The sequence below is a fragment of the Rhizobium sp. LCM 4573 genome (assembly GCF_001854865.1).
Taxonomy (GTDB): domain Bacteria; phylum Pseudomonadota; class Alphaproteobacteria; order Rhizobiales; family Rhizobiaceae; genus Neorhizobium.
This window is the reverse complement of the sequence record NZ_MDDW01000029.1, coordinates 49207-71055: the sequence shown is the minus strand read 5'-3', so window position 1 is coordinate 71055 and position 21849 is coordinate 49207. Positions and strand designations below refer to the sequence as shown.

Genomic DNA, 21849 nt, shown 5'->3' with positions numbered 1-21849 from the left:
TGATGAGGCAAGATAACCAAGCCGAACCCCGCGGAAATCCGCCCTCACGCAGACGTGAGCCAAAGCGCGAAAAGGTGAAAATCTACGATTGGCAGACGGCCCTCCGAGGCGTAGAGACGGCGGACTTCTGCATACAGGCAGCCTCACATGAATCGCACCGTCCCGCTGATTCTCGCCGTCGCTCTCTTCATGGAGCAGATGGACTCCACCGTCATATCCACGGCCCTGCCGGCCATCGCCCTGGATCTCGGCGTCGGCCCGATCACGCTCAAGCTGGCGCTGACCTCCTACATGGTCGCGCTTGCCGTCTTCATTCCGATCAGCGGCTGGATGGCGGACAGGTTCGGAGCCAAGAAGATCTTCCGGCTGGCGATCCTGGTCTTCGTGATCGGCTCGATCTTCTGCGCGGTCTCCTCCACGCTTCTCGAATTCGTGCTTTCGCGCTTCCTGCAGGGCATGGGCGGGGCGATGATGACGCCGGTCGGGCGCCTAGTGCTGCTCAGAACCACCAAGCGCAGCGAACTGGTCTCGGCCATGGCGCTGCTCACCATCCCCGCGCTGATCGGCCCCCTCACCGGCCCGCCGATCGGCGGCTTCATCACCACCTATTTCACCTGGCACTGGATCTTCATCATCAATGTGCCGATCGGCCTACTCGGCATATGGCTCTCCGGCATCCATCTGCCCGATCTCGAAGCAGTGCGGCCGCCGCGGATCGACTGGATCGGCTTCTTTCTGACTTCCATGGCGGCGGCAGGCGTCGTCTTCGGTCTTTCGGTGGTGAGCCTGCCGGCGCTTCCGCCAGCCGTCGGAATAGGGACCACGGTTTTCGGAATCCTCTGCGGGATAGTTTATGTGGGCCATGCGCGGCGGCATCCCGCACCCATCCTCAACCTGTCGATCTTCAGCAACGACGCTTTCCGTGCAGCGACCACGAGCGGCACGATCTTCCGCATTTCGACCGGCGCCATTCCCTTCCTGATGCCGCTGATGCTTCAGCTCGGTTTCGGCCTCAACGCCTTCCAGTCCGGCATGATCACCTTCGCCGGCGCGATCGGTGCGCTGACGGTGAAGTTCATCGCCCGGCGGGTCTATGCCGCACTCGGCTTCCGCACGACGCTGCTTTTCGCCTGCGTCGCCGGCGCCGCCACAACAGYGGTCAACGGCTTCTTCACGCCCGAGACTCCGCATGTGCTGATCATCGTCTTCCTCATGTTCTCCGGGCTCTGCCGCTCTTTCTTCTTCACCGGCGGTAACGCGCTGAGCTATTCGGAGATCGAAGATGCGCAGGCAAGCCAGGCGACCTCCATCGCATCAGTCCTGCAGCAGGTGAGCCTTGCGCTCGGCGTCGCCTTCGCGGCCTTCATCCTCGAAGCGGCCTCGGTGCTTTCGGGCTCGCACCTGYAGCTTGCCGATTTCCACCTGGCCTTCTTCATCGTGGCCGGCTTCTCGCTGCTGGCGATCGGTCCACTTCTCAGCCTCGACCGCAATGCGGGCGCGGCCGTCTCCGGCCACGGGCGCAGGCAGACCGAAATGACGCCGGAGGCAGGTGAGTAGCTAAACCTAGAGTGTTTCTTCCACTTCGGAGGCCTGCGGCTTGCGGCCCTTGAAGTGTTTGGCGAGCAGGAACATCTCCACCGACTCGGCACGCGAAGCGCCCGGCTTGACGTGGATGACCTGCTTGAAATTCTGCTTCAGCATGTTCAGGAGCTCGCGTTCCGTGCCGCCCTGGAAGGTTTTCGCCAGGAAATGGCCGCCTTCGCTCAATACCTCGACGGCGAAGTGCGCGGCAACCTCGCAGAGATGCATGGTGCGCAGGTGATCGGTCTTCTGGTGGCCGGTCGTGGGCGCCGCCATATCGGAAATGACGAGGTCCGGTGCGCCGCCGATCGCTTCCATCAACTGGCGGGGAGCGGCCGGATCGAGAAAGTCGAGCTGGAGGATATTGACCCCCGGAATGGGCGCCATTTCGAGGAAATCGATGGCTGCGACGCGGATGTCCTCCTCCGTCGAGCCCGTGACCTTCGCAGCGATCTGCGACCAGCTTCCCGGCGCCGCCCCGAGGTCGATGATGCGACGGGCGCCCTTGAGGATCTGATGCTTCTCGTCGATCTCCAGCAGCTTGAAGGCCGCGCGGGCGCGATAGCCCTCGAGCTTCGCCCGCTGCACATAGGGATCGTTGATATGCCGCTCGATCCAGCGGCGGGAGGAGGCTTTCAGCTTCCCCTTCTTGACTTTCTGGCCGAGTTTGCGGCCGACCGGCGGTTTCGTCATCCCCTTGCCTGCGCCTCCTCGTTCGAGGCGCGGCGCGGCCGCGCCCTGCGCCAGACGCCATCATCGGCCATCATTTCCGTCAGCAGTCCTTCGCGCAGGCCGCGATCGGCCACCCGCATGCGCGTGCTCGGCCAGCGCCGGCGTATCGCCTCCAGGATGGCGCAGCCGGCCAGCACCAGGTCCGCGCGATCCGGACCGATACAGGGATTGGCCGCGCGGCCGGCGAAATCCCAGGACAAGAGCCTCGCCTGCATGGCGCTCACCTCCTGATCGGAAAGCCAGAGTCCGTCCACCTTGCGGCGATCGTAGCGCGGCAAGTCCAGATGCACGCCGGCAAGCGTGGTGACGGTGCCGGACGTGCCGATCAGGTGAAAATCCTCTGCGCCCTGGCGACGATCCCCGCCAAGCGGCGGGCATTCGAAATCGGCAAGCATGCGCTCGACCTCGTTCACCATGGCGGCGAAGACCTCGGGCGTCACGTCGCGGCCGCCGTGGCGCTCCGACAGCGTCACGACGCCGACAGGCAGCGAGGTCCAATGGGTGATGTGGTTGGCGAGCCGGCTGGAACGGTTCTCTCCGATGCGGATCACCGCGATTTCGGAGGAGCCGCCGCCGATATCGAAAAGCACGACCGAACGCGCCTCGCGGCCGACCAGCGACGAGCAGCCGGAAACGGCGAGCCGCGCCTCCGTCTCGCGATTGATGATCTCGAGCGCAAGCCCGGTTTCGGCCGTGACCCTTTCCAGGAATTCCTCGCCGTTTTCCGCCGAACGGCAGGCTTCCGTCGCGATCAGCCGCATGCGGCGGATCGGCTTGCTAGCAAGCTTGCCGGCGCAGACGCGCAGAGCCTCCACGGCACGGTCCATGGCTTCCTGCGAAAGACGGCGATTGGCAGCGAGCCCCTCCCCCAGCCGCACGATGCGTGAAAAGGCGTCGACCACACGGAACTGGCCAGGACGTGTCGGCTGGGCGATCAGCAGGCGGCAGTTATTGGTGCCGAGGTCGAGCGCGGCATAGAGATCATCACGGAAAAAGGCGGGTCTCTCGGCGCGCTGATCACCGCCCGCCGGAACGGCCGAGGGGCCGCGCGGCCGCATCTCCTTCACCGGACCGGATAGCGTCCCGCCCGGCGAGCGCGCAGCGGCGCCGGGTGCAGCCTTTGCCTGGGTCAACGGACGGCCCTGAAGACCTCGGCCACCGCGGTTTTTCCGCCGCCGGTTGCGCGATTTTCCGCCCGGAGCGGACTGGCTTTCCTGAGAGGGTGACGACCGCGACGAGACCGGCGCCATGGCCAAAACCTGGGCGGCCTCGACCGGCGCGCCCGACCTGTTGCGTCGGCGCTTGCGCTTGCGCTGGGGGCTGGCCGCAGTGTTCACGTCCGGACGTCCGGCCGGGCCGACCTTCTCGACCTGGCCACCATGCGGAACAGACGCCGCGTTCCAGCTTTTGCCGTTACGCTTCGCCTTCCGGCGCCGCGAGGACTTTTTCGCCCCGCCGCGCTCCGCCGCAGACGCCCCGCCTTCTGGCGGCTTTCCGCCGCTATCGGGGTCCATATTCAAATATTCCATCTCGCCGCGCAAAACCCAAAAGGCATGCCGCTGGCATCTGATCGTTTCGTTGGGGCGGAGGATAACAGCGCGGGACGCTTTCGCCAATCGCTTTTTCGACAGGTGCTTTTCCGCTTTTCGGGCGCCCTCAATTTTTTGCAAACGGGTATTTGCAATCCGCACGGTTTTGGTTATAAGCCCGGCACACCAGCGGCGGCGCTTCGCCACCAGCCTGCTGGGGAATAGTTCAATGGTAGAACAGCGGACTCTGACTCCGTCGATCTTGGTTCGAATCCAGGTTCCCCAGCCAATTCTCGCTAAATCACCTTAATTCCTTGATTTTCCAGTCGTGCCGGATCCCGTTTTGGCGTCATTGGCGACCTGATGCCCAGAACTGTAGCCCACAGGTGATGCCCACGCGAAATATGCGCGGCGGCCTCGCCGGTGGCCGGCAAGGGCAACATACCCATGGCAGTCCGCCACGACGTCGAAAATCTCATTCGCCGCGGCAACATCTTCTACTGGCGAGCACGCGTCCCCATGTCGTTCACGCGGTGCCGACCGGGCAGCCCGCTTTCACTGAGCCTTCACTGTTCCGACCATAAGAAGGCGCAGGCGATCGGTCGGAAGCTCAACATGCTGATGGCCGAGCTGAAGATGAAATCGAAGGAACCGATGTCCAAGGAGCTGCTCCAGAAACTCTGCGAACACGAGCGCGACGTCATGCTCCTGCATCTCGAAGACGTTGCCCTCGCGGCCAGGCGGTATGGCCGACCTGCTGACATCGAGGAGCTGGAACTCGACCTGGAGAATGGCTGGGCCTACAAACTGCTCGCCATGTTCGGCATCCGCCAGCATCTGACACTGAAGGAAGGCTGCAGCGGGCATCGTTACCTGGTGGCGAACGGAGTTCCCGCCTCCCATATCCCGGCGATCAAGTCGAACTACATCGAACTCTATGACGAGACAAACAGCAGAGCCTTTCAGGACGGGATCCGGATGCTGATGGATCAGTTCGGAATCGCTCAGCACCCGCTCAATCACGAGAAGGCCATGAAGGCCTATTTCGAAGGACGGGCAGAGGCACTATTCGAGGTAGATGATCGGCATCCGCTGGCCGACCGAAATCTCAGCGAGTTCACGGGCGGCTCAAGGCAGAAACGCCGCGCCGACGCACCTCAAGCCGCGCAGACCGAAGCGACACCGATTGCAGCCGAACGTACAGCGCCACCCGCTGCAGTGCCAGCACCCCAGCCCCCTGGGCCGACCGAGCCTCCGGCTATCACCATGCTCGATCTTCGACCGACGCCGCATTCCGACGGCACCGAACAAGGGGAACCTTCAGTCCCTCCCGCCGCCAGATGCGCTCGACACGCTTGGCATTCACCGTCCAGCCCTCAGACCGCAGCATYGCCGTGATCCTGCGATAGCCGTAGCGGCCATAGCGGGACGCGAGCCGGATGATGTCGGCGGTCAATGCCTCTTCATCCGGCCGGCCTGTGGGCTTCTTGCGCTGGGTCGAACGGTGCTGGCCGAGAACCTTGCAGGCGAAGCGCTCCGACACGGAGAACTTCGCCATGACATGATCGACGCAGCGACGGCGGCGGGCGGGGCTCAGTAGTTTCCCGAGGCAGCCTCTTTCAGGATCAGCTTCTCGAGCGTCAGATCCGAGACCGCCTTGCGCAACCGATCGTTCTCTTTCTCAAGCTCCTTCAGGCGCTTCACCTGATCACCCTTCAGGCCGCCGAACTCCTTGCGCCAGCGATAATACGTGAACTGCGTCACACCGATCGTGCGAACCGCTTCGCCAAACGATTTTCCTTGCGACAGCAGAACATCGACCTGGCGCAGTTTCGCGACGATCTCTTCGGGCTTGTGTTTCTTCTGGGGCATTCCAACGTCCTCTCTACGGCTCAATAGCCTACTTCAGGGAGGACCACTTTTCAGGGGGCAGGCCAATGCCCAAAGCCAGGGCACAAAGGTGGCATCCACGGTCGCTCGCGATGGGAAAATAGAGGGAATTTCAAGAACTTTCCGCTAAGTCATTGAAATCATGTGAGAATCTAAGTTCCCCAGGCAAGCTGTTTTTTTGCACCTTCGTGCGTCGCTCTGTGGCCAGCAATAAATCTCATAATATCATAGCTGTTACAGTTATTTACCGACAACCGGCGGCAAGTTTTTCTGTGATCTTTCAGGATCGAGAACGCTATCCATGGGTACCGGAGAGCTGGCTGGGAACCCAGTTCTCTGCCTGGGATCTATTACAGAACGTGGTGAAGGCGCCTTTGCTTGCCCGTCGGTCATTCGGCCGCCGTCTGCTCGCCCGTCTTCCGGCTTTCCCATTCCTGCGGCGTCAGCGTCTTGATATCGAATTGGTCGCGCGTCCTGGCATAAGTATGGCCACCCATACGGCCAACCGCATCCATCGCCTGCTGGTCGATATGCAGGTTTGATGCGTTGACCGCGTCGCTACGGACAAACACGCCGACGACCTCGCCGAGGATGATCTCGCGGGCCGGGCCGACCTGCAGAGTCGTGTGACGGCGGCATTCAAGTGCGGCCGGGGCCGCGAGGATGCGGGGGCTTCGCACCATCTGGCCGGGCACGGTTGCAAGACCCGCCTCCTCCATCTCATTCACCTCGGGGCCGAACTTGATGGCGCAGACCTCCATCTGATCCACCAGTGCATTATCGCAGATGTGGACGGTGAACTCGCCGGTCTCGCGGATGTTGCGGGCGGTGTCCTTGAAGCGCATGTCAGCATAGTTCTCTACGCCGATGGCGACGATTGCCGGATCGTGGGTCAGCACATTGAAGAAGCTGAATGCGCCGGCGTTCGGCTGGCCATCCTTGCTGACCGTCGTCACCAGCGCGATCGGGCGCGGAATCACGGTGCCRATCAGAATCTTGTAGCGCTCGCGCTCGCTGAGCTTGGCGAAGTCGAAATGGGTATGATCGGACATGTCAGGCCTCGGCAGCGATGCGGTGGGTTTCAAGCGGAGTATGGCGGGAGAGGTTTTCGAAGCCATCCTTGGTGACGACATACATGTCGCCGACATTGCAGCCGGCCGAAAGCGGCTCCAGCCATTGCGTGTGGAGAACGAAGACCATCCCTTCTTCCATCCGGTCGTAATTGTGGGAGGAGATGTTGAAGCTGTTCTGCCCTCCGGCCATGCCGACCGAGTGGCCAAGGTTGGGATTATGTGGTCCGTGCGTCGCCGGGTAGACGTGCATGAGTTTGCGGCCCTGCGCCTCCCAGTCGATGTTCTTCACATACTGGCGCGGGATGAGGCGGGCGCTGCCATCGTCCATCGGCGCCCAGTTGTAGGGCATGGTGCGCGCTTCGGGCGAGGCCAGCATGCCGCGTTCGATCATCGGCTCGAAGGCCGCGTTGTTGACGTCGCGCATCAGGGCACCGGGGCGGATCAGCTTTTCAGCGCGCTTGACGCCCTCGGTGCAGGCTTCAAGCACCTCTTCCTGCCGTTTGGTGATCCCGCCGACCGCGATCATGCGGGCGGTCTGGGCGGTGTAGCCGCGATAGGTGACGTTAGAGACATAGAGGTTGATCAGGTCGCCCGGCCGCACGACATGGCCGTAGGGCTTGCCGCAATGGGTGCCGAATTCGTTGATGCCAATCTGGTAGCCATCGCCGGTCTCGCCGCCATAGCTGAGTTGGGCCTGGGTGAAGGCGGCGTAGATTTCATGGTCGGTGACGCCGGGCCTTGCGACATGATAGGCCGCCTGCGTCGCGATGCTGATGAGCTGGGCGGCGGCGCGGAACATTCCGATCTCGCGCGGCGAGCGGACCTTCTGCATCCGGTCGAGGATGGCGTTATCGGCGATGAACTTGGTCTTCGGCATGAGCTCGTCGAGCGCTGCCCAGAAGGTCAGCGAGGTGCGGTCGCCGATGCGGCCGATCTGGGCCTTCGTGAACCCCATGCCGGCCAAGAGTTCGGCACATTTCTCGGCCGTCTTGACCACGCTGTCGCCCGGACGGTCGGCATATTCGCGGCCGATCGGGCCGATCTGCCAGATGTCCTCGACCAGAACGGGCTCGCCGCCTGGTGGCAGAAGAACGGACTGGGTGAAGAAGGAGAGCAGCGTCAGAGGCTTGTCCGCATCAGTCGGGATGATCAGCACGCCCTCGCGCATCCAGTCGCAGATATAGCGCAGATAGTGGTTCGACGTGTGGAACCAGCCGACACCGCCGGTGTGGACGATCAGCGCATCATGCCCGGCTTCCACGGCCTGCCGACGGATGCGGCGCAGGCGATCCTCGAATTCCTCGACGGGCAGCGGCAGGGGCGCGTCGAAATCGAAATCCGGCTGGAAATCAGCAAGCAGCGAACCGACGCGGTAGGAGCCTGACTTGGTTGCGCGAATGGTCATGGGTATTTCCTTCCAGAGTATTCTTGAGTTTGGTCAAGACTGCCGCAGCACGAGAACGCGCCTTGCGACGAGTATGACGATTAGGGTGAGGCCGATGAGGATGCCGGACATGGCGGCGACGCGGACATCGAGCGATTCCTCGATCAGCGCGAACATGCGAAGCGGCAGGACGGTGGTCTCGGCATCCGCGAGGAAGAGCGAAACTGAGACATTGTCCAGCGACTGGATGAAGACGAGAAACGCGCCGGCAAGAATGCCCGGCATCAAGAGCGGCAGCGTCACCCGGCGAAGCGTGGTGAACCAGGATGCACCCATCACGGTCGATGCCTCGACGAGCGACGGATTGAGACCCTGCGCGACGACGGAGGCGGCGCGGTACATCAGCGGCCCGAAGACGACGATATGGCCGGCGACGGTCAGCCAGAGCGACGGCTGGAAGCCGATGAAATTGGCGACGATCAGAGCTGCCAGACCATAGACGAGGCTGGGCAGGACGAGCGGCGACAGGAGCAAGGGTTCGATAGCGCCAACGATGCCCTTGCGCATCCGGCTCATGCCGATGGTGGCGGGCACGGCAAAGAGCAGCGAGCCCAGAACCGCAAGTCCGGCGATCTTCAGCGAGTTGAAGGCCGCGGCATGTTCGGTCGCCGAACGGACGGGATCGAGCAACGCCTCGTACCAGCGAAGGGAAAAGCCCTCAGGCGGGTATTTCAAGGTCTGGCCCGAGGTGAAGGACATCGTCAGAGCAATGACGATCGGCGCGACGAGATAGATCGCGGCGAAGGTGCCGAAACCGAAAACGAAAACTTTGTATAGCAGACCGGGGATGGGATTTTCGCGTCTGTTAGCCATGGCCGACAAACCTCCTGTGGCGGGAAATCATGGTCATTGCGACGAGCAGGCAACCGGTCGAGAGCAGCAGGACGACGGCAATCGCTGATGCCAGCGGCCAGTCGAACAAGGTACCGACCTCACGATAGATGAGCTGCGGAACATAGACGTTGCGCGCGCCGCCGATGACGGCCTGCGTAACGAAGGAACTGCTGGTGCTGGCGAAGACGAGAATCCAGCCGGCCAGCAGACCCGGCAGCATGAGCGGGATGAGTACGGTGACGAAGATGCGCCATGGACCGGCACCGGAAACCTGTGCGGCTTCGGTATATTGCACCGGCGTGCGCGACAGGATGGCGACCAGCGGCAGGATGATCAGCGGCAGGTCGATCTGGCACATGGCCATGACGAGGCCGAGTTCGGTGAACATCAGCGTCATCGGCCGACCGATCAGCCCGAGCCCGAGCAGCGCCTCGCTGATCGGTCCCTGCCGGCCGAGGATGACAATCCAGGCGAAGGTGCGCACCACATTGCTGGTCAACATGGGAATAAGCGTCAGGAAGATGATGATTTGGCGCGCCGTCTTGCCGCTATGCCAGTAAAGAAGCGCGATTGGCACGCCGAGCAGCGTCGTGGCAAGAACCGTCTCCAGGCCCAGCCGGGCGGTATTGACGAGGACGCGGAAATTGAACGCGTCCCCGAAGAACCGGCCATAGTTGGCCAGCGTGGCCCCGTCTGGGCCGGTGAAGCTGAAGCCGACGAGAACGGCGAGCGGCGTCGCAAAGAACGCCACCGACAGCAACAGCATCGGTACAACGTATGGAAAACCGCCCGCCTTCATCGTGCTCTCCTCAGCCTGCGACGAGAGCGTCGAACTGGCGGATCCAGTCGGCGCGGTTCTTGTTGATGGCGACCCAGTCCGGATAGACCATGTTGCCGAGCTGYTCGCGTGTCACATAAGCTTCGATCTCAGGCGTCAGCGCGACGTCCTTGTTAGTCGGGAACATCTCGGTCGGCGGCAGCTTCAGCTTGTCCTGCGCAGCCTTGGAGATGGCGGCGTCCATATAGGCATAGGCCGCATCGAGGTTCTTTGCGCCCTTGGTCAGGTGGATGTTGACCGGGGCTGCCGGCGCGCCGGTTTCCGGGGCGACATATTCCGCCTTGAGACCCATCGACTTGAGACGAGCGACGTTGCCGGTCGAGCACATGAAGACGGCAATTTCACCTTGCTGGAACAGCGTCATCTGGTGGTTGGTACTGTCGACGACGCCCTTCAGGTGTTCCGGATGGTCCTTGAACAGCTTGAAGACCGCATCCATGTCGTTCGGGCCAGAGCCGAAGATCTTCGCCATTTCCGTATAGGCCATGACGGCGGTGTTGGAGCCGAAACCGGTCCAGGAGACCAGACCGCTATAGGCAGGATTTTCGAACAGGTCGCGATAGCCTTTCGGACGCGGCACGAGGTCGGGATTGTAGGCGATGCCGTTGACTTCGATTGTCACGGTCGGGCCGTATTCGCCCTGGAAGGCCGGATCGAGCATGTCCCAGTTCTTGAGACGGCTCGGGTCGATCTTCTGGATGATATCGTTTTCGATGGCGACCGCCATCTGGCCGGGCGACATCAACAGCGTGTCGTAGGGCGGGTTGCCGGGGCTTGCCATCACCTTGGCGAGCTGGTCCTGCGCCATGGAGGGGGCGATCGTCAGGCCGTAACCGGCTTCCTTGACGAGCGGGGTCAGAACGGAGCGGTAACCGTCTTCCCAGTTGCCCGGAAAGGTCGCGGCGACCGCGGTTTCGCCTGCCGCCGCACGGGCAGCGAAAGGCATTGCCGAAGCTGCAGCGACGCTGGCGGCGAGAAGGCCGAAATGGCGGCGGGTCATTTTGAAGTCGTTCATGCTGTCACCTCTGTTGGTTGTCTTTGTTCATTCACCGGATGCTTTCCGGTTCAGCCGGAAATACGTGACACCTGCGGGTGTCGATCTCTGCGAAAAGCTGGGTGCCGATATCAGGAATGGCGGCGCCTGGACCGCGAACCTCGGAGGCCCGCAGGCCCGTGCCGTCGTCGAGGACGAGGTCGTGGATCAGGGAAGGCCCGAGCGGCACGGAAACGGTGATGCGCGCGGCAAGCGCGTTCACGCCTGGCTGCATCATCAGGCGAACCTCTTCGGGCCGGAAGGTGATCGTGACATCGGAGCGCGTGGTAAAGCTCAGACGGCGCGGCAGAACGAGGCTTTCGCCGTTCTTCAGGGCAATCACGGTGCTGTCTTCGCCGAGCTCGGCAACGGTCCCGTGCAGGAGATTGGCCTGACCGATGAAGGTATTGACGAACAAAGTCTTCGGCCGGTCGTAGACGGCCATCGGCGTATCGATCTGCTCGACATTGCCCCTGTTCATCAGCACCAGGCGGCTGGCAAGGCTCTGGGCCTCTTCCTGGTCATGGGTAACGATCAGCGTGGTGATGCCGAGCGTCTTCTGGAGATGAAGGAGCTCGACCTGCAGGTCGAAGCGCAGCGCCCGATCAAGAGCACCGAAGGGTTCGTCAAGAAGCAGGAGCGACGGGCGGCCCGCGATCGCGCGGGCGACGGCGACACGTTGCTGCTGGCCACCGGAGAGTTCGCGCGGCAGGCGGTTGCCATAGCCATCGAGCCGGACAAGCGCAAGCATCTCGGCGACGCGTGCGTTTCGCTCCGCGCGCGGCACCTTCTGGCAGGCCAGTGGATAGGCGATGTTTTCCGCGACAGTCAGATGCGGGAAGAGCGCATAGTTCTGAAAGACCATGCCGATCCCTCGCGCGCGGGCCGAGACATTGGCAAGGTCGTCGTCGCCGAGCACGATCCTGCCCGCCTTCGGCTGGATGAGGCCGGCGATGGCCCTCAGCACCGTCGACTTGCCGCAGCCGCTTGGCCCCAGAAGCGCGACGATCTCGCCGGCTTCGATATCAAAGGAAATGTCACTGACGGCATTCTGCCCACCGTAACTATGGGTGACGCCCCGGACACTGAGCCGCTTGCGATAGGCCGTCTTTGCGATGTCTAGCATGTGGCTTCCCTGACCTTGCGTGGTTGTGACGAGCGCTCCGCCACCGGAGCATCTTCATGCAAAGGGAACTGCAAGGGCCGTGCCAGATTCGAAACATAACGAGCAAGATAAACTCAACTATCTGATTATAGAACGATTTTTGTGTTTTATAAAGTTTCGAAACTTTCTAATTACAAGTTTCTTTCATCAATTTCGGAAAATATTTTGTCTAAAGTTTCGTCATATAGGTTCGATGTCGTGCAGAATCCTGCTCATCTTTCGACTGCCGACACGACGCGTCGGGCGCGCCACGAGCAATTTCGCAGGCGTTTCGCCCATCACGCAGGGAATGAGGATGAAGAGAACGGCGAGACTTCAAGCAAACTTCGCTCAGAAAATCGACGTAAGGATGATTTTTTAATCACATCAAATTCGAATAGTTGTTCGAATTAATATTCGAAACTTTATTCGGATAACTGTTTGATTGACAATTATTGTTTAGATTCAATATCTTAATGTCGAAAATTTAAAACTGGCACGGTGATTGCTTGGATGATCCCAGATAATTCTACGCATGGAAAAATCGAAAAAGGGGATCCCATGAAGAACGCGCAGACAATTCTGAAGATCGGCATCGCCACCGCGCTCGTTACCCTCATGACGCTGTCGGCCCATGCGGCGGAGAGCGTGGCCGAGAAGATGGAAGCGGCTGACGTTGCCAAGCTCCCCGGCGTGGTGTTGACGAAGAGGCTGGCGGATGGCCTTCCCGCTTCGATCAAGGCGTCAGGCGTTCTGAAGGTTGCGACGGATCTGACGCCGCCCATCAGCTTTCACGACGATGACGGCAAGCTTGTCGGCATCGATGCCGATCTCGCTGCGGCTCTCGGTGTCATCCTGGGCGTCGACGTCCAGATGACGGATGTCGGCGCAGGCGCTGCCATCGTTCCCGCCATCCTGTCCAAGCGCTTCGACATGACGATCTCCGGCATCAACGACGACGTCGAACTGGAAAAGCAGGTCGATGTCATCGACTACATGTACGACGCCACCACGATCATGACGATCAAGGACAACCCGCTCGGCATCAAGAGCATGGACGATCTCTGCGGCAAGAAGGTCGCGGTTCCGGTCGGCACCTTCCAGGGCAAGATGGTCGAGGYCGCCTCGACGAAGTGCAAGACGCCGATCGACATCATGGCAATCCCGAAGATGCCCGACGTGCTGCAGGCGGTGCGCACCGGCCGCGCCGATGCTACCGTCAACGGCTATGCGACCAGCGTCTACACGACCGAGCATCAGACGGGCAACGGCAAGGGTCTACAGGCACTTCCCGACATTCGTCTGGCCGTYGGCTATCTCGGCATGCTGACGGCAAAGGACAATCCGGAACTTCGCGATGCCGTCGTCGCCGCCCTGCAGCAGATGGTCGACAGTGGTGCTTACGAGACGATCATGAAGAAGTGGAGCCTTGGCCCGCTTGCCGTCAAGACCGTCAAGGTCAACGACGCCGCCAGCATGCCCGCAGAGTGAACCTCATGGCACTGTTCACCACGCAGACAACAACAATGAGCCTGCCGCCACCGGCCATGAGGTCGATCAAGTGGGGACAGTTCGCAACCGGTGCCAGCGCGATCCTCGCGCTGGCCCTCCTCGGCAGCGTCGTCGCGCAGAGCCAGAGCGTTCAATGGTCCGAAATTCCGCGCTATCTCGTGCATCCCTCCATCTTGCGCGGCGTGCTTCTCACGCTTGAGCTGACCGCCGGCGCCATGATCTTTGGCATCGGCCTCGGCTGCCTTCTCGCCATCATGGCAACGTCGACGAACATCGTTCTGAAGGCGATTGCCGCGGGTTTCGTCTGGTGGTTTCGCGGTGTGCCGCTGATCGTCCAGATCTTCCTCTGGTTCAATATCGCGCTCTTCATTCCGCAGGTCGAGGTGGGATACTACAGCATCTCGATCAACGACCTCGTCACACCAGCGCTCGCAGGTTTCCTGGCACTCGGGCTACACGAGGCAGCCAACATGTCGGAAATCATCCGCAGCGGCCTTCTTGCCATCGACCGCGGGCAGCGCGAGGCGGCGACGGCACTCGGATTGAAGCCTCGCCAGACGTTCTGGACAATCATCCTGCCGCAGGCCGCACGCCTCATCGTCCCGCCAACCGGCAACCAGGCGATCGGCATGCTGAAAGCGAGTGCCATCATCTCCGTCATCGGCATGCAGGACTTGCTGACCCAGGCGCAGGTCATCTACGCCCGCAACTTCCTGGTGATCGAACTGCTGTTCGTCGCCTCCATCTGGTACCTCGCGATCACGACAGTGGCGTCGATCGGCCAGCACTATCTCGAAAAGAGCCTCCAGCCCAAATTCGGCAGCGGCGCCGACAAGCCCCGCGACGCGAAACGCGCCTGAGGACCAACCAATAACGAAAGACCTCGCCAGAGCAGCGAGGTCTGTCAGGAAACGACAAGGAGCACACCATGAAGCTTGGCATCGACAATATCAAACTGCCGGAATCGAAGAAGCGCGGTCCGCTCGGCAGCCTTGACCACGTCAAGGAGCTCGGGCTTTCGGGCATCTTCTTTTCGACGGCGCTGGACATGAGCCCGACGCTCGACATGGGCGAACTGCGCGATATCAGGGCGAAGGCTGACGAGCTTGGCCTCTACCTCGAAAGCGGCGTCGGTAAGATCAATCCCTATTGCAGCGCCGAGGAACCGGCTCTGAGAGCTGCCGGCGACGGCGACATTATCGCCGGCTTCACGCGGATGATCGAAGCGAGCGCAGCCATCGGTTGCTTCGAGCTCTGGGTTGCACCCGGCAACTTCAAGTCCGAATATCGCGGCCGGCTCGCCAATGACCGTTTCCGGACCGATATCACCTGGGAAGACCAGTTGATTGGTATCGAGAAGGTTCTGCAGAAACTTGCACCGGTCGCGCGCGCGCATGGCGCACACCTGAACATCGAGACCCATGATGAGATCACTTCCTTCGAGATCCTGCGGCTGATCGAGAAGGTCGGCCCGGATTGCGTCGGCGCCGTCTTCGACACCGCCAATGGCCTGCAGCGCGCCGAGCATCCGGTCTTCACGGCCAAGCGGCTTGCCCCTTATGTGCGCCAGACGCATATTAAGGACGCCTATGTCGGCCGCGCGCCCGGCGGCCTCGACTTCCAGACCCGGCCCGTCGGCGGCGGTATCATCGATTTCGAAACGATCCTGCCGATCCTCGCCGAAGCCAACCCCGCGCTCAACCTCTCGCTGGAAGTTGCGGCCTCCGTCGCCGATAAGCCGCGCAAGGCCAATCCGCGCCAGTGCATCGAAATCGACGATCCGATCTGGCGGGCCGGTCATCCCGATCTCAACGCGGAAGAACTCGCCGCCTACATGGCGCTTGTCGATTCCTACGAGAAGCGCGTCGCATCCGGCGAAGTCCCGGACTGGGAGGCTTACGAAGCCGGCCAGTACGGCTACCCGAGCTACGAGCATCAGTCTTACGGCTTCAACGAAGCAATCGCCTTCATCAAGCAGTCGGCACATCACATCGTGGCGATCTGCAAGGACAAGGGCATCACGCTGAACTCGGCAACGGCGGACAGGAAGGCCGCCTGATCGCCTCAAATGGCAGCGGCTTCGGCCGCCTGACTTCACCAGCTTGCGGTGGAAACATCGACTTGCGCACAAACATTCTTATGGAAAAAATTACGGCCCACCGATATCGGATATGTTACAGCATCGAGTGTGCCCCTGAGGCTGCCGCTACGCCTGGAGAGGAATGATGAAGAAGACGCGCCGTCAAAGCCTGAAACCGTCCACGCCCGCCAACGGCGGGGCGGACACTGTTGACAATGACGACGTGTCCGAACGCATTCGTAACACGCTAGCGGCGGCGATCGGCGAAGGCGCGCTTAAGCCGGGGACCAAGATCCTCGAAGAAGCGATCGCCGAACATTTCGGGGTCAGCCGTACCGTCGTTCGCGGCGCGCTCGGCGTGCTCGAAAGCGACCATCTGCTGGAACGCAAGAGAAATCGAGGCACCTTCGTCGCCGAGCCGAGCATTGAGCAGGCCAAGAGCCTGTTCGAAGCACGGCGGAAGTTGGAGCGGCTGCTGCTTGAACTCGTCGTCATGCGCGCGACGTCAGAACAACTCGATGCGCTGGAGAGGCTGACGGACGAGGAAGAACACATCCATCACCACGGCGACGAGAAATCGAAGACCGTTCTTTCCGGAAAATTCCATATCGTCCTCGCCGGCCTCGCTGGAAATCCTGTGCTGACGGAAATGCTTTCCAAGATCGTCGCCCGCCTGTCTCTTGTCATGTCGCTCTACGAAGAAGACCGCGAGGACGACTGTGGCGCCGACCATCACCGCATGATCGTTGCGGCGCTAAAAGCGAAAGATCTCGCCAAGGCGCAGGACCTGATGGACCACCATCTTGCGGACATCGAGGGGCGCGTGCGCTTGACGGAGGGACAGGGTGATCGGCACACGTTTCTCGCGGTATTAGCGAACTTCTCATGAATTGCGCTCGTTAGGTCGGTAGCGGAAATAATTGCCGCCATGCCCTCTGTTGACTGATGCCCAAAGCCAGGGCACAAGGGGTGACATCCACGGTTGTTCGCGATGGAAAAACAGAGGGAATTTCAAGGCTTTTACGCTAAGCTATTGAAATTATGCGAGAATCCAGGTTCCCTAGCCAGTTCTCGCTAAATCCCGCTTCGCTCCTTGATTTTCCAGTCGCGCGCTCACTTCATGAGCACTTCGACTGAGGGACGCAAATTCATTCGCAGCACGACAGAAAGCGGATTGTACGGCCTGGATCGTCGGAGAATTTGCTGATCCAACCGGTGCGTTAACCTATTGGTCGACTTCGCCTCCTAAAATTGCATTCAACTTCTGGCGGTTGAGGTGAATTTCCGCCTGAATGGGGTTGAGCAGCAGAATGGGCCGAAATTTCTTCTTTCTGGCGGTCTTTGCGCTGTTCTGGGTTACCACCACACCCTTCATCGATCTTAGAAATCCCGATGTGCTGCTTGGCCAGGAAACTGGAGACGCGAGCAATCAGATCGCCGTTCTCCTGCTATTGGCAATGTCGATCAGAGTGCTGTGGCAAAATCGGCGCGCCGCGATTTCGGCCATTTCACCCGCGATGATTTGCGTGCTTCTTTGGCAGTTCGTCACGGTTATCAGCTCCAATCATCCCGATATCTCCCTGCGCCGTTACATCCTCAATGCCGCGGTCACGATCATTACGCTTGCCTGGATCTTGACGCCTCAGGATACCGCGCAGTTCCGTCGCCTGCTGCGGTGGGGCTCGGCCTTTGTCCTCGCGCTCGCCTATTTGGGGGTCATGGTCTGGCCGGAGGTTTCCATCCACAATACCAGCGAAGTGCTGGAGCTTGCCAATGCTGGATCCTGGCGTGGCCATTTCGCACACAAGAACATTGCCGGCCCGGCCATGGTCGTCCTGATGTTGTTCTGGCTCTATCTCGCAAGTACGAGCGAGAGGAACGCTGCCAAGGCCGTCTATGGTCTACTGGCTTTGCTTTCGCTGATTTTCCTCTACCAGAGCAACAACAAGACCTCGATCGGCCTTCTGGCCGTGGTCTTCCTGCTGGCGGCCCTCATCCAACGTACAAGGTTCCTGCCATTGCAGATGGCATTGGCGTTCCTGCCCGTAGGTTTCATGGGATTGCTGACTGTCGGATCGGTCATGTTCGAGCCGATGGGCGAACTGGTCGCCATGCTGGTCTCGGACCCGACCTTCACGAACAGGACGGATATCTGGCGCTTTGCGATCGACCAGCTTCAGGGACATCTATTGACGGGTTATGGATTCGAGACGTTTTGGGCGACATCCGAACTGCGGAATGCTTTCCACGAAACATGGGCCAATGCGGCCGGCCACGCCCATAACGGCTTGCTCAATGTCGCGATGTCCAGCGGTCTTGTGGGCGTCATCCTCACGGTATGGTGGGTCTTTCTCGATCCGCTACGGGACTTCAACAAGTCTCAGGGCTCCAACAACGATCCGCGCCTCGCGCTGCTCTTCTTACGAATTTGGCTCTTCATGCTTCTCTACGCCAACCTTGAGTCCCCGTTCTTCGTGGGCCGAGGGCAAGTCTGGTTTACGCTGCTGAGTGCGGTATTCGTGCTGCGCCTGCACGCAAGGATGCCACAGGTTATTGAAGCATCCTCCCGCGAATACGGGATGACCGGCGAATGGAGCGCCRCTTTTTCATGGAGGCGTGAAGCAAATCAGAGAGCGCGCCAATCCGAACCTTGAGTCTCTTTTCATCGCGCCGGAGACGCCAACCCTCTCTCACCCCTTCAGCGCATCCCATATGAGCTTGAGCGAGATGATGAGCAGCGCGATCTCCACGCAGCGGAAGAAGATATCGTCCCGGATCATCCTCAAGAGCCGCGCGCCGATGAAGGTGCCGATGATCGCCACGGGAACCAGCGCCAACGCGGCGGACAGATTTTCCCGGTCGAACTGGCCGAGCGCCCAATAGGGCAGAACCTTTACCGCATTCACGATCGCGAACAGGATCGCGGTCGTGCCGGCGAAAACGAGCTTGTCCAACCGCTGTGGCAGGACATAGATCTGGTAGGGCGGGCCGCCGGAATGCGACACGAAGCTGGTGAAGCCCGAAATCATGCCCCAGAAGACGCCGCGAGGCACATCCGCCGGTCGGGGAGGCACGAATTTGCCGAGCTTGCGCCAGGTGTTGAAACAGTAGAGCAGGCCCAACAATCCGACGATGAGGGTGATCACCCACTCCTGGATGAACGATGCGGTCGCCCAGCCCACGCCGACGCCGGCGATCGCCGAGGGCGTGRGGATCGCCAGGTTGCGGCCGCTGAATATGCCGCGATAGATCCACAGCCCGACGATATCGGTGGCGATATAGATCGGCAACAACAGAGCCGCCGCTGTTACCGGCGAGATGAAAAGGGAGAACAGGGGAACGGAAAGGATCGCGATCAGCGGCAACCCGCCCTTCGAAAGGCCGACGAAGAAGGCGGAAAGCAGAGCCACGGCGCTGAAGGCCGGGTTGGCGAGCATCACATCAAGCATGGCATGCCCTTGGCGCGTCCCGCATTGCGAGCGGACGCCATCCGAAACTTTCCTGCCCTTTCACCAATGCACTCCCCGCCGACGCTTCGGATGCCGAGATAGGCACCAATTTTTCCGCACATCAAGCGCAACCAAGCCGGAAACTGTTGATACCGGGCCACAGCCGCATCAGGTGAACCCGGCAGAAGGCGAGGTCAGGTTTTGCTTCCTCGCGCACCGAGCTTGCGGATGGGTGCGGTCCAGCGCCAGGATCTGCTCTTCTCCATTAGAAGAAGTCTGTCCTTCAATTCGGCACCCTCAGCACGCGCACGCTCAAGCTCTGCCCGCACCTGTTCGAGTTCCGCGTGCGTCTGTTCACGCTCCGCGTGCGCCTGGCCAAGTTCCGTACGAACTTGGCCGAGTTCCGCCTGGGCCTGCTCGCGTTCCACCTGGTTTCTGTCTATCGTTTCCCGCAAAGCGCTTTCTCGCTCTCCCGCCTGAGCCTCCCGCTCGCGGGCGGCCCCTCGCTCCCGCTGCAGCGAATGGAGAAGCTCCTCCCAGGTGCCGGCGATATCGATGGGGAAGGCATCCTTGCCTGAATTGCGATCGAGGATGCGTGTGGCGATCTCGCGCTTGCGCTCGATAAAGCCGTTCTTCGCCTCCGGGCGAAATGATGGCTCGTCCCGCTGCCAGAGACTTTCCACCACGGCAGGCAGGCCAGAAAGCTCCTCCTCGCCACCCAGCACCGGCCAATTGCTTCCCATCTCGCGCACGGCCCTGTGCTTGGTGTCGTAGTAGGGAATGGAGGTGAGCGCCACACCCTTGATGCCGGAGAGCGCGCAGAAGAAATGCGGATGATAGCGCGACGTGATCACCAGGCCGTCAGAACTGACAGGAAAGCCTTTTTCCAGCAGGGAAAAAGGTGGGATCGTCTCGGTGGTAAAGCCGGCGGCATTAAGGCTTTCTATCTGGCCGGCGGGCGGCCCTTCCACATCGCCCTGCATGGCGATGGCATAGACGATTTTCCTTATTCCTCGCGCCTCCAGAATCCTCAGGAGATCATCGCTTAAAATACCGGAGGCAGCGGTATCGCCGGGGAAGAGGTCGTTCTGGATGCAGATCGTCAGGGTCGGCTCGTCCAGCAGCCGCAGCGGATAGGAAATATCGCCATCTCTCAAATGAAGAAGTGCATCGTCTCCCGAACAGGAGAAGCGGCCTTCATCCAGACCGGCGAATAGCTCGTGGGATTCGGTATCCCGCACGTCCACGTGATCGAATGTCGACAGCAGCCCGCGCAATCCCCCGAGATTCCTGGAGTTGACCGGTGTCAGACCGAGCCCGGACGCAAAAAGGCGGGCGCCGGTCTTCCACGCAAGCATTCTCGCGAAGAAGAGTATCGCGTAATTGGCAGGCCAGAGCTCGTTGAAATAGCCTCCCCCGATGATGTGGATGGCATCCGGTCTGAARCCCTCCAGAGCCTTCAACCGGTCGGCCAGATCCCCGGCGACGTCTTCCCGCTTCAGCTCGCTCTCGATATGCGCCCAGATCGACTTTTCCGCGTCACCCGCTCCCATGGATGCGGAAAGCATCCACAGACTTTCTTCGTGGCGAAGCACCGTGGCGACGCCTTTGGCGTATTGGGTGAGGTTTTGAAGCCCATATCCGTCGCAGAAGATTTCAGCCGCAGGGTCTCTTTCCCGGATCGTCCGCACCCAGGCGGAAAAGATGGCCTCGTCGCCGAAATTGGGACCGCCCAGGGCACCGATCAGTAAATGGCGGGTCATATGAACAAGGCCTCCGGACTAGTTGGAAGATATGAGCTCGGGAGGAGCCTCGGCCTATTGAGGTTCCAATCCTTGGCCCAATTGGGGCGTTCGAGAAGATTTTGAAGGCCGGATGCAATTAAATGCGGCAAGGCGGGCGCGTGGCGTCACGCGCGTGCTAGACGCCATCGGCGCCTGAAATGTGCTTTGAAAAGATGGGGATGGTACGGTTGGGGGGTCTCGAACCTCCGACCTCAGGTGCCACAAACCTGCGCTCTAACCAACTGAGCTACAACCGCACAAAGGATACGCCGAAGCGGCGTTGCGGGTCACATACGGCCATCGCATGTGTTTTGCAAGTCCTTCCTCGCAAAAGAAAGAGGCCGGAGCATGACCGGCCTTCTTCGCAGCGGAAATTTCGGCGTTTCGCTCAGGCGGCCGTGAAGGTCGCCATGACTTTTTCGGCGGCTTCCTTGCCGGGTTTCGTAACTTCTTCGGCGAGCTTGCGGGTGGCTTCCTGCATAGCCCTGGTCTGCTCGACGGTCATTTCCGCCTGCCTGCGCAGGAAACCCGTCTGAAGCTCGACCAATTCGGCAACGGACTTCACGCCGAGAAGCGCTTCCATATGCGACAGCGAGAGATCGGCATTGGAGCGAAACGCATCGATCGCCTTCAGGCCGATCTCGACCGTGCCGGCCTGGGCCGACTGCATCGTGATCTCCACGGTCTTCGTCGTCTCGTCAGCGGCAGCTTTCATCCTGGAATAGGCTTCGCGCGACTGGGTCGCACCTTTTTCTGCAAATTCGCGGAAACTCTCGGTCAGCCTGGACGGATCGAAAGCGGAGAAGGAAAAGATATCATCAGTTCTGTAGGCCATGAGTCGAACATTTCCCTGTTGACGCATTTCTCCGGCTGTATCCGAAGAGCTCATGAACCTTATATAATAAATAGCCTTGTGCATTGCAATA

General features: G+C 60.7%; 17 protein-coding genes, 2 tRNA genes and 1 pseudogene. 7 read left to right on the top strand and 13 right to left on the bottom strand.

Features of this window, described 5'->3' with window-relative positions; all coding sequences use genetic code 11:
• Positions 1 to 147: 147 nt before the first annotated feature.
• Complete coding sequence (locus LCM4573_RS24855; RefSeq protein WP_071009286.1) at positions 148 to 1557, top strand: MFS transporter; 1410 nt, start codon at positions 148 to 150, stop codon at positions 1555 to 1557.
• 6 nt (positions 1558 to 1563) lie between these two features.
• Here LCM4573_RS24855 and LCM4573_RS24850 read toward each other — a convergent pair whose 3' ends face one another.
• Both LCM4573_RS24850 and LCM4573_RS24845 read right to left on the bottom strand, forming a co-directional pair.
• Positions 1564 to 2274 carry an RlmE family RNA methyltransferase gene (locus tag LCM4573_RS24850; RefSeq protein WP_071009285.1) on the bottom strand — a complete coding sequence of 237 codons (711 nt, stop codon included), beginning with the start codon at positions 2272 to 2274 and terminating at the stop codon, positions 1564 to 1566.
• Entirely contained in the window at positions 2271 to 3827 is a 1557-nt protein-coding gene (locus tag LCM4573_RS24845) for a Ppx/GppA phosphatase family protein (RefSeq protein ID WP_071009568.1), read from the bottom strand. Before LCM4573_RS24845 ends, LCM4573_RS24850 begins: the two co-directional genes overlap by 4 nt.
• 230 nt (positions 3828 to 4057) lie before the next feature.
• On the opposite strand from LCM4573_RS24845, the gene LCM4573_RS24840 reads away from it, so the two are divergent.
• A tRNA-Gln gene (locus tag LCM4573_RS24840) sits at positions 4058 to 4131 on the top strand.
• 984 nt (positions 4132 to 5115) lie between these two features.
• Here the strand turns inward: LCM4573_RS24840 and LCM4573_RS27590 are convergent.
• From LCM4573_RS27590 to LCM4573_RS24800, 7 genes and pseudogenes are all read right to left on the bottom strand, one after another.
• Positions 5116 to 5714: pseudogene (locus tag LCM4573_RS27590) on the bottom strand (IS3 family transposase); the annotation flags it as partial.
• Between the two features lie 407 nt (positions 5715 to 6121).
• A complete protein-coding gene (locus tag LCM4573_RS24825; RefSeq protein ID WP_071009283.1) occupies positions 6122 to 6784 on the bottom strand; it encodes a flavin reductase family protein in 663 nt (220 codons plus the stop codon).
• A 1-nt stretch (position 6785) separates the two neighbouring features.
• Positions 6786 to 8210 carry a Xaa-Pro peptidase family protein gene (locus LCM4573_RS24820; RefSeq protein WP_071009282.1) on the bottom strand — a complete coding sequence of 475 codons (1425 nt, stop codon included), beginning with the start codon at positions 8208 to 8210 and terminating at the stop codon, positions 6786 to 6788.
• Positions 8211 to 8243: 33 nt separating this feature from the next.
• Positions 8244 to 9062: an ABC transporter permease gene (locus LCM4573_RS24815; RefSeq protein ID WP_071009281.1), complete on the bottom strand. Its 819-nt coding sequence runs from the start codon at positions 9060 to 9062 to the stop codon at positions 8244 to 8246.
• Complete coding sequence (locus LCM4573_RS24810; RefSeq protein ID WP_071009280.1) at positions 9055 to 9882, bottom strand: ABC transporter permease; 828 nt, start codon at positions 9880 to 9882, stop codon at positions 9055 to 9057. The genes LCM4573_RS24815 and LCM4573_RS24810 overlap by 8 nt, the downstream gene beginning before the upstream one ends.
• Before the next feature lie 10 nt (positions 9883 to 9892).
• A complete protein-coding gene (locus LCM4573_RS24805) occupies positions 9893 to 10936 on the bottom strand; it encodes a PotD/PotF family extracellular solute-binding protein (RefSeq protein WP_071009279.1) in 1044 nt (347 codons plus the stop codon).
• Between the two features lie 31 nt (positions 10937 to 10967).
• A complete protein-coding gene (locus LCM4573_RS24800; RefSeq protein WP_071009278.1) occupies positions 10968 to 12080 on the bottom strand; it encodes an ABC transporter ATP-binding protein in 1113 nt (370 codons plus the stop codon).
• 579 nt (positions 12081 to 12659) lie between these two features.
• Between LCM4573_RS24800 and LCM4573_RS24795 the strand changes: the two genes are divergently transcribed.
• From LCM4573_RS24795 to LCM4573_RS24775, 5 genes are all read left to right on the top strand, one after another.
• On the top strand, positions 12660 to 13589 hold the full coding sequence (locus LCM4573_RS24795) for an ABC transporter substrate-binding protein (RefSeq protein WP_071009277.1): 930 nt from the start codon (positions 12660 to 12662) through the stop codon (positions 13587 to 13589).
• Between the two features lie 5 nt (positions 13590 to 13594).
• A complete protein-coding gene (locus LCM4573_RS24790) occupies positions 13595 to 14470 on the top strand; it encodes an amino acid ABC transporter permease (RefSeq protein WP_071009276.1) in 876 nt (291 codons plus the stop codon).
• Positions 14471 to 14538: 68 nt separating this feature from the next.
• Entirely contained in the window at positions 14539 to 15669 is a 1131-nt protein-coding gene (locus tag LCM4573_RS24785; RefSeq protein WP_071009275.1) for a sugar phosphate isomerase/epimerase family protein, read from the top strand.
• Between the two features lie 166 nt (positions 15670 to 15835).
• A complete protein-coding gene (locus LCM4573_RS24780; protein ID WP_071009274.1) occupies positions 15836 to 16579 on the top strand; it encodes a GntR family transcriptional regulator in 744 nt (247 codons plus the stop codon).
• Positions 16580 to 17000: 421 nt separating this feature from the next.
• The gene (locus LCM4573_RS24775) at positions 17001 to 18344 is read left to right on the top strand and encodes an O-antigen ligase (protein WP_071009273.1); all 1344 of its coding nucleotides are present in this window, start codon (positions 17001 to 17003) and stop codon (positions 18342 to 18344) included.
• Between the two features lie 36 nt (positions 18345 to 18380).
• On the opposite strand, the gene LCM4573_RS24770 is transcribed toward LCM4573_RS24775, so the two are convergent.
• From LCM4573_RS24770 to LCM4573_RS24755, 4 genes are all read right to left on the bottom strand, one after another.
• Entirely contained in the window at positions 18381 to 19130 is a 750-nt protein-coding gene (locus LCM4573_RS24770; RefSeq protein WP_071009567.1) for a sulfite exporter TauE/SafE family protein, read from the bottom strand.
• Positions 19131 to 19333: 203 nt separating this feature from the next.
• Positions 19334 to 20902 carry a polysaccharide pyruvyl transferase family protein gene (locus tag LCM4573_RS24765; RefSeq protein WP_071009272.1) on the bottom strand — a complete coding sequence of 523 codons (1569 nt, stop codon included), beginning with the start codon at positions 20900 to 20902 and terminating at the stop codon, positions 19334 to 19336.
• Between the two features lie 201 nt (positions 20903 to 21103).
• A tRNA-His gene (locus LCM4573_RS24760) sits at positions 21104 to 21180 on the bottom strand.
• A gap of 131 nt (positions 21181 to 21311) precedes the next feature.
• Positions 21312 to 21758 (bottom strand): phasin, encoded by a 447-nt coding sequence (locus LCM4573_RS24755; protein ID WP_071009271.1) that lies wholly within the window; start codon positions 21756 to 21758, stop codon positions 21312 to 21314.
• Positions 21759 to 21849: the final 91 nt, after the last annotated feature.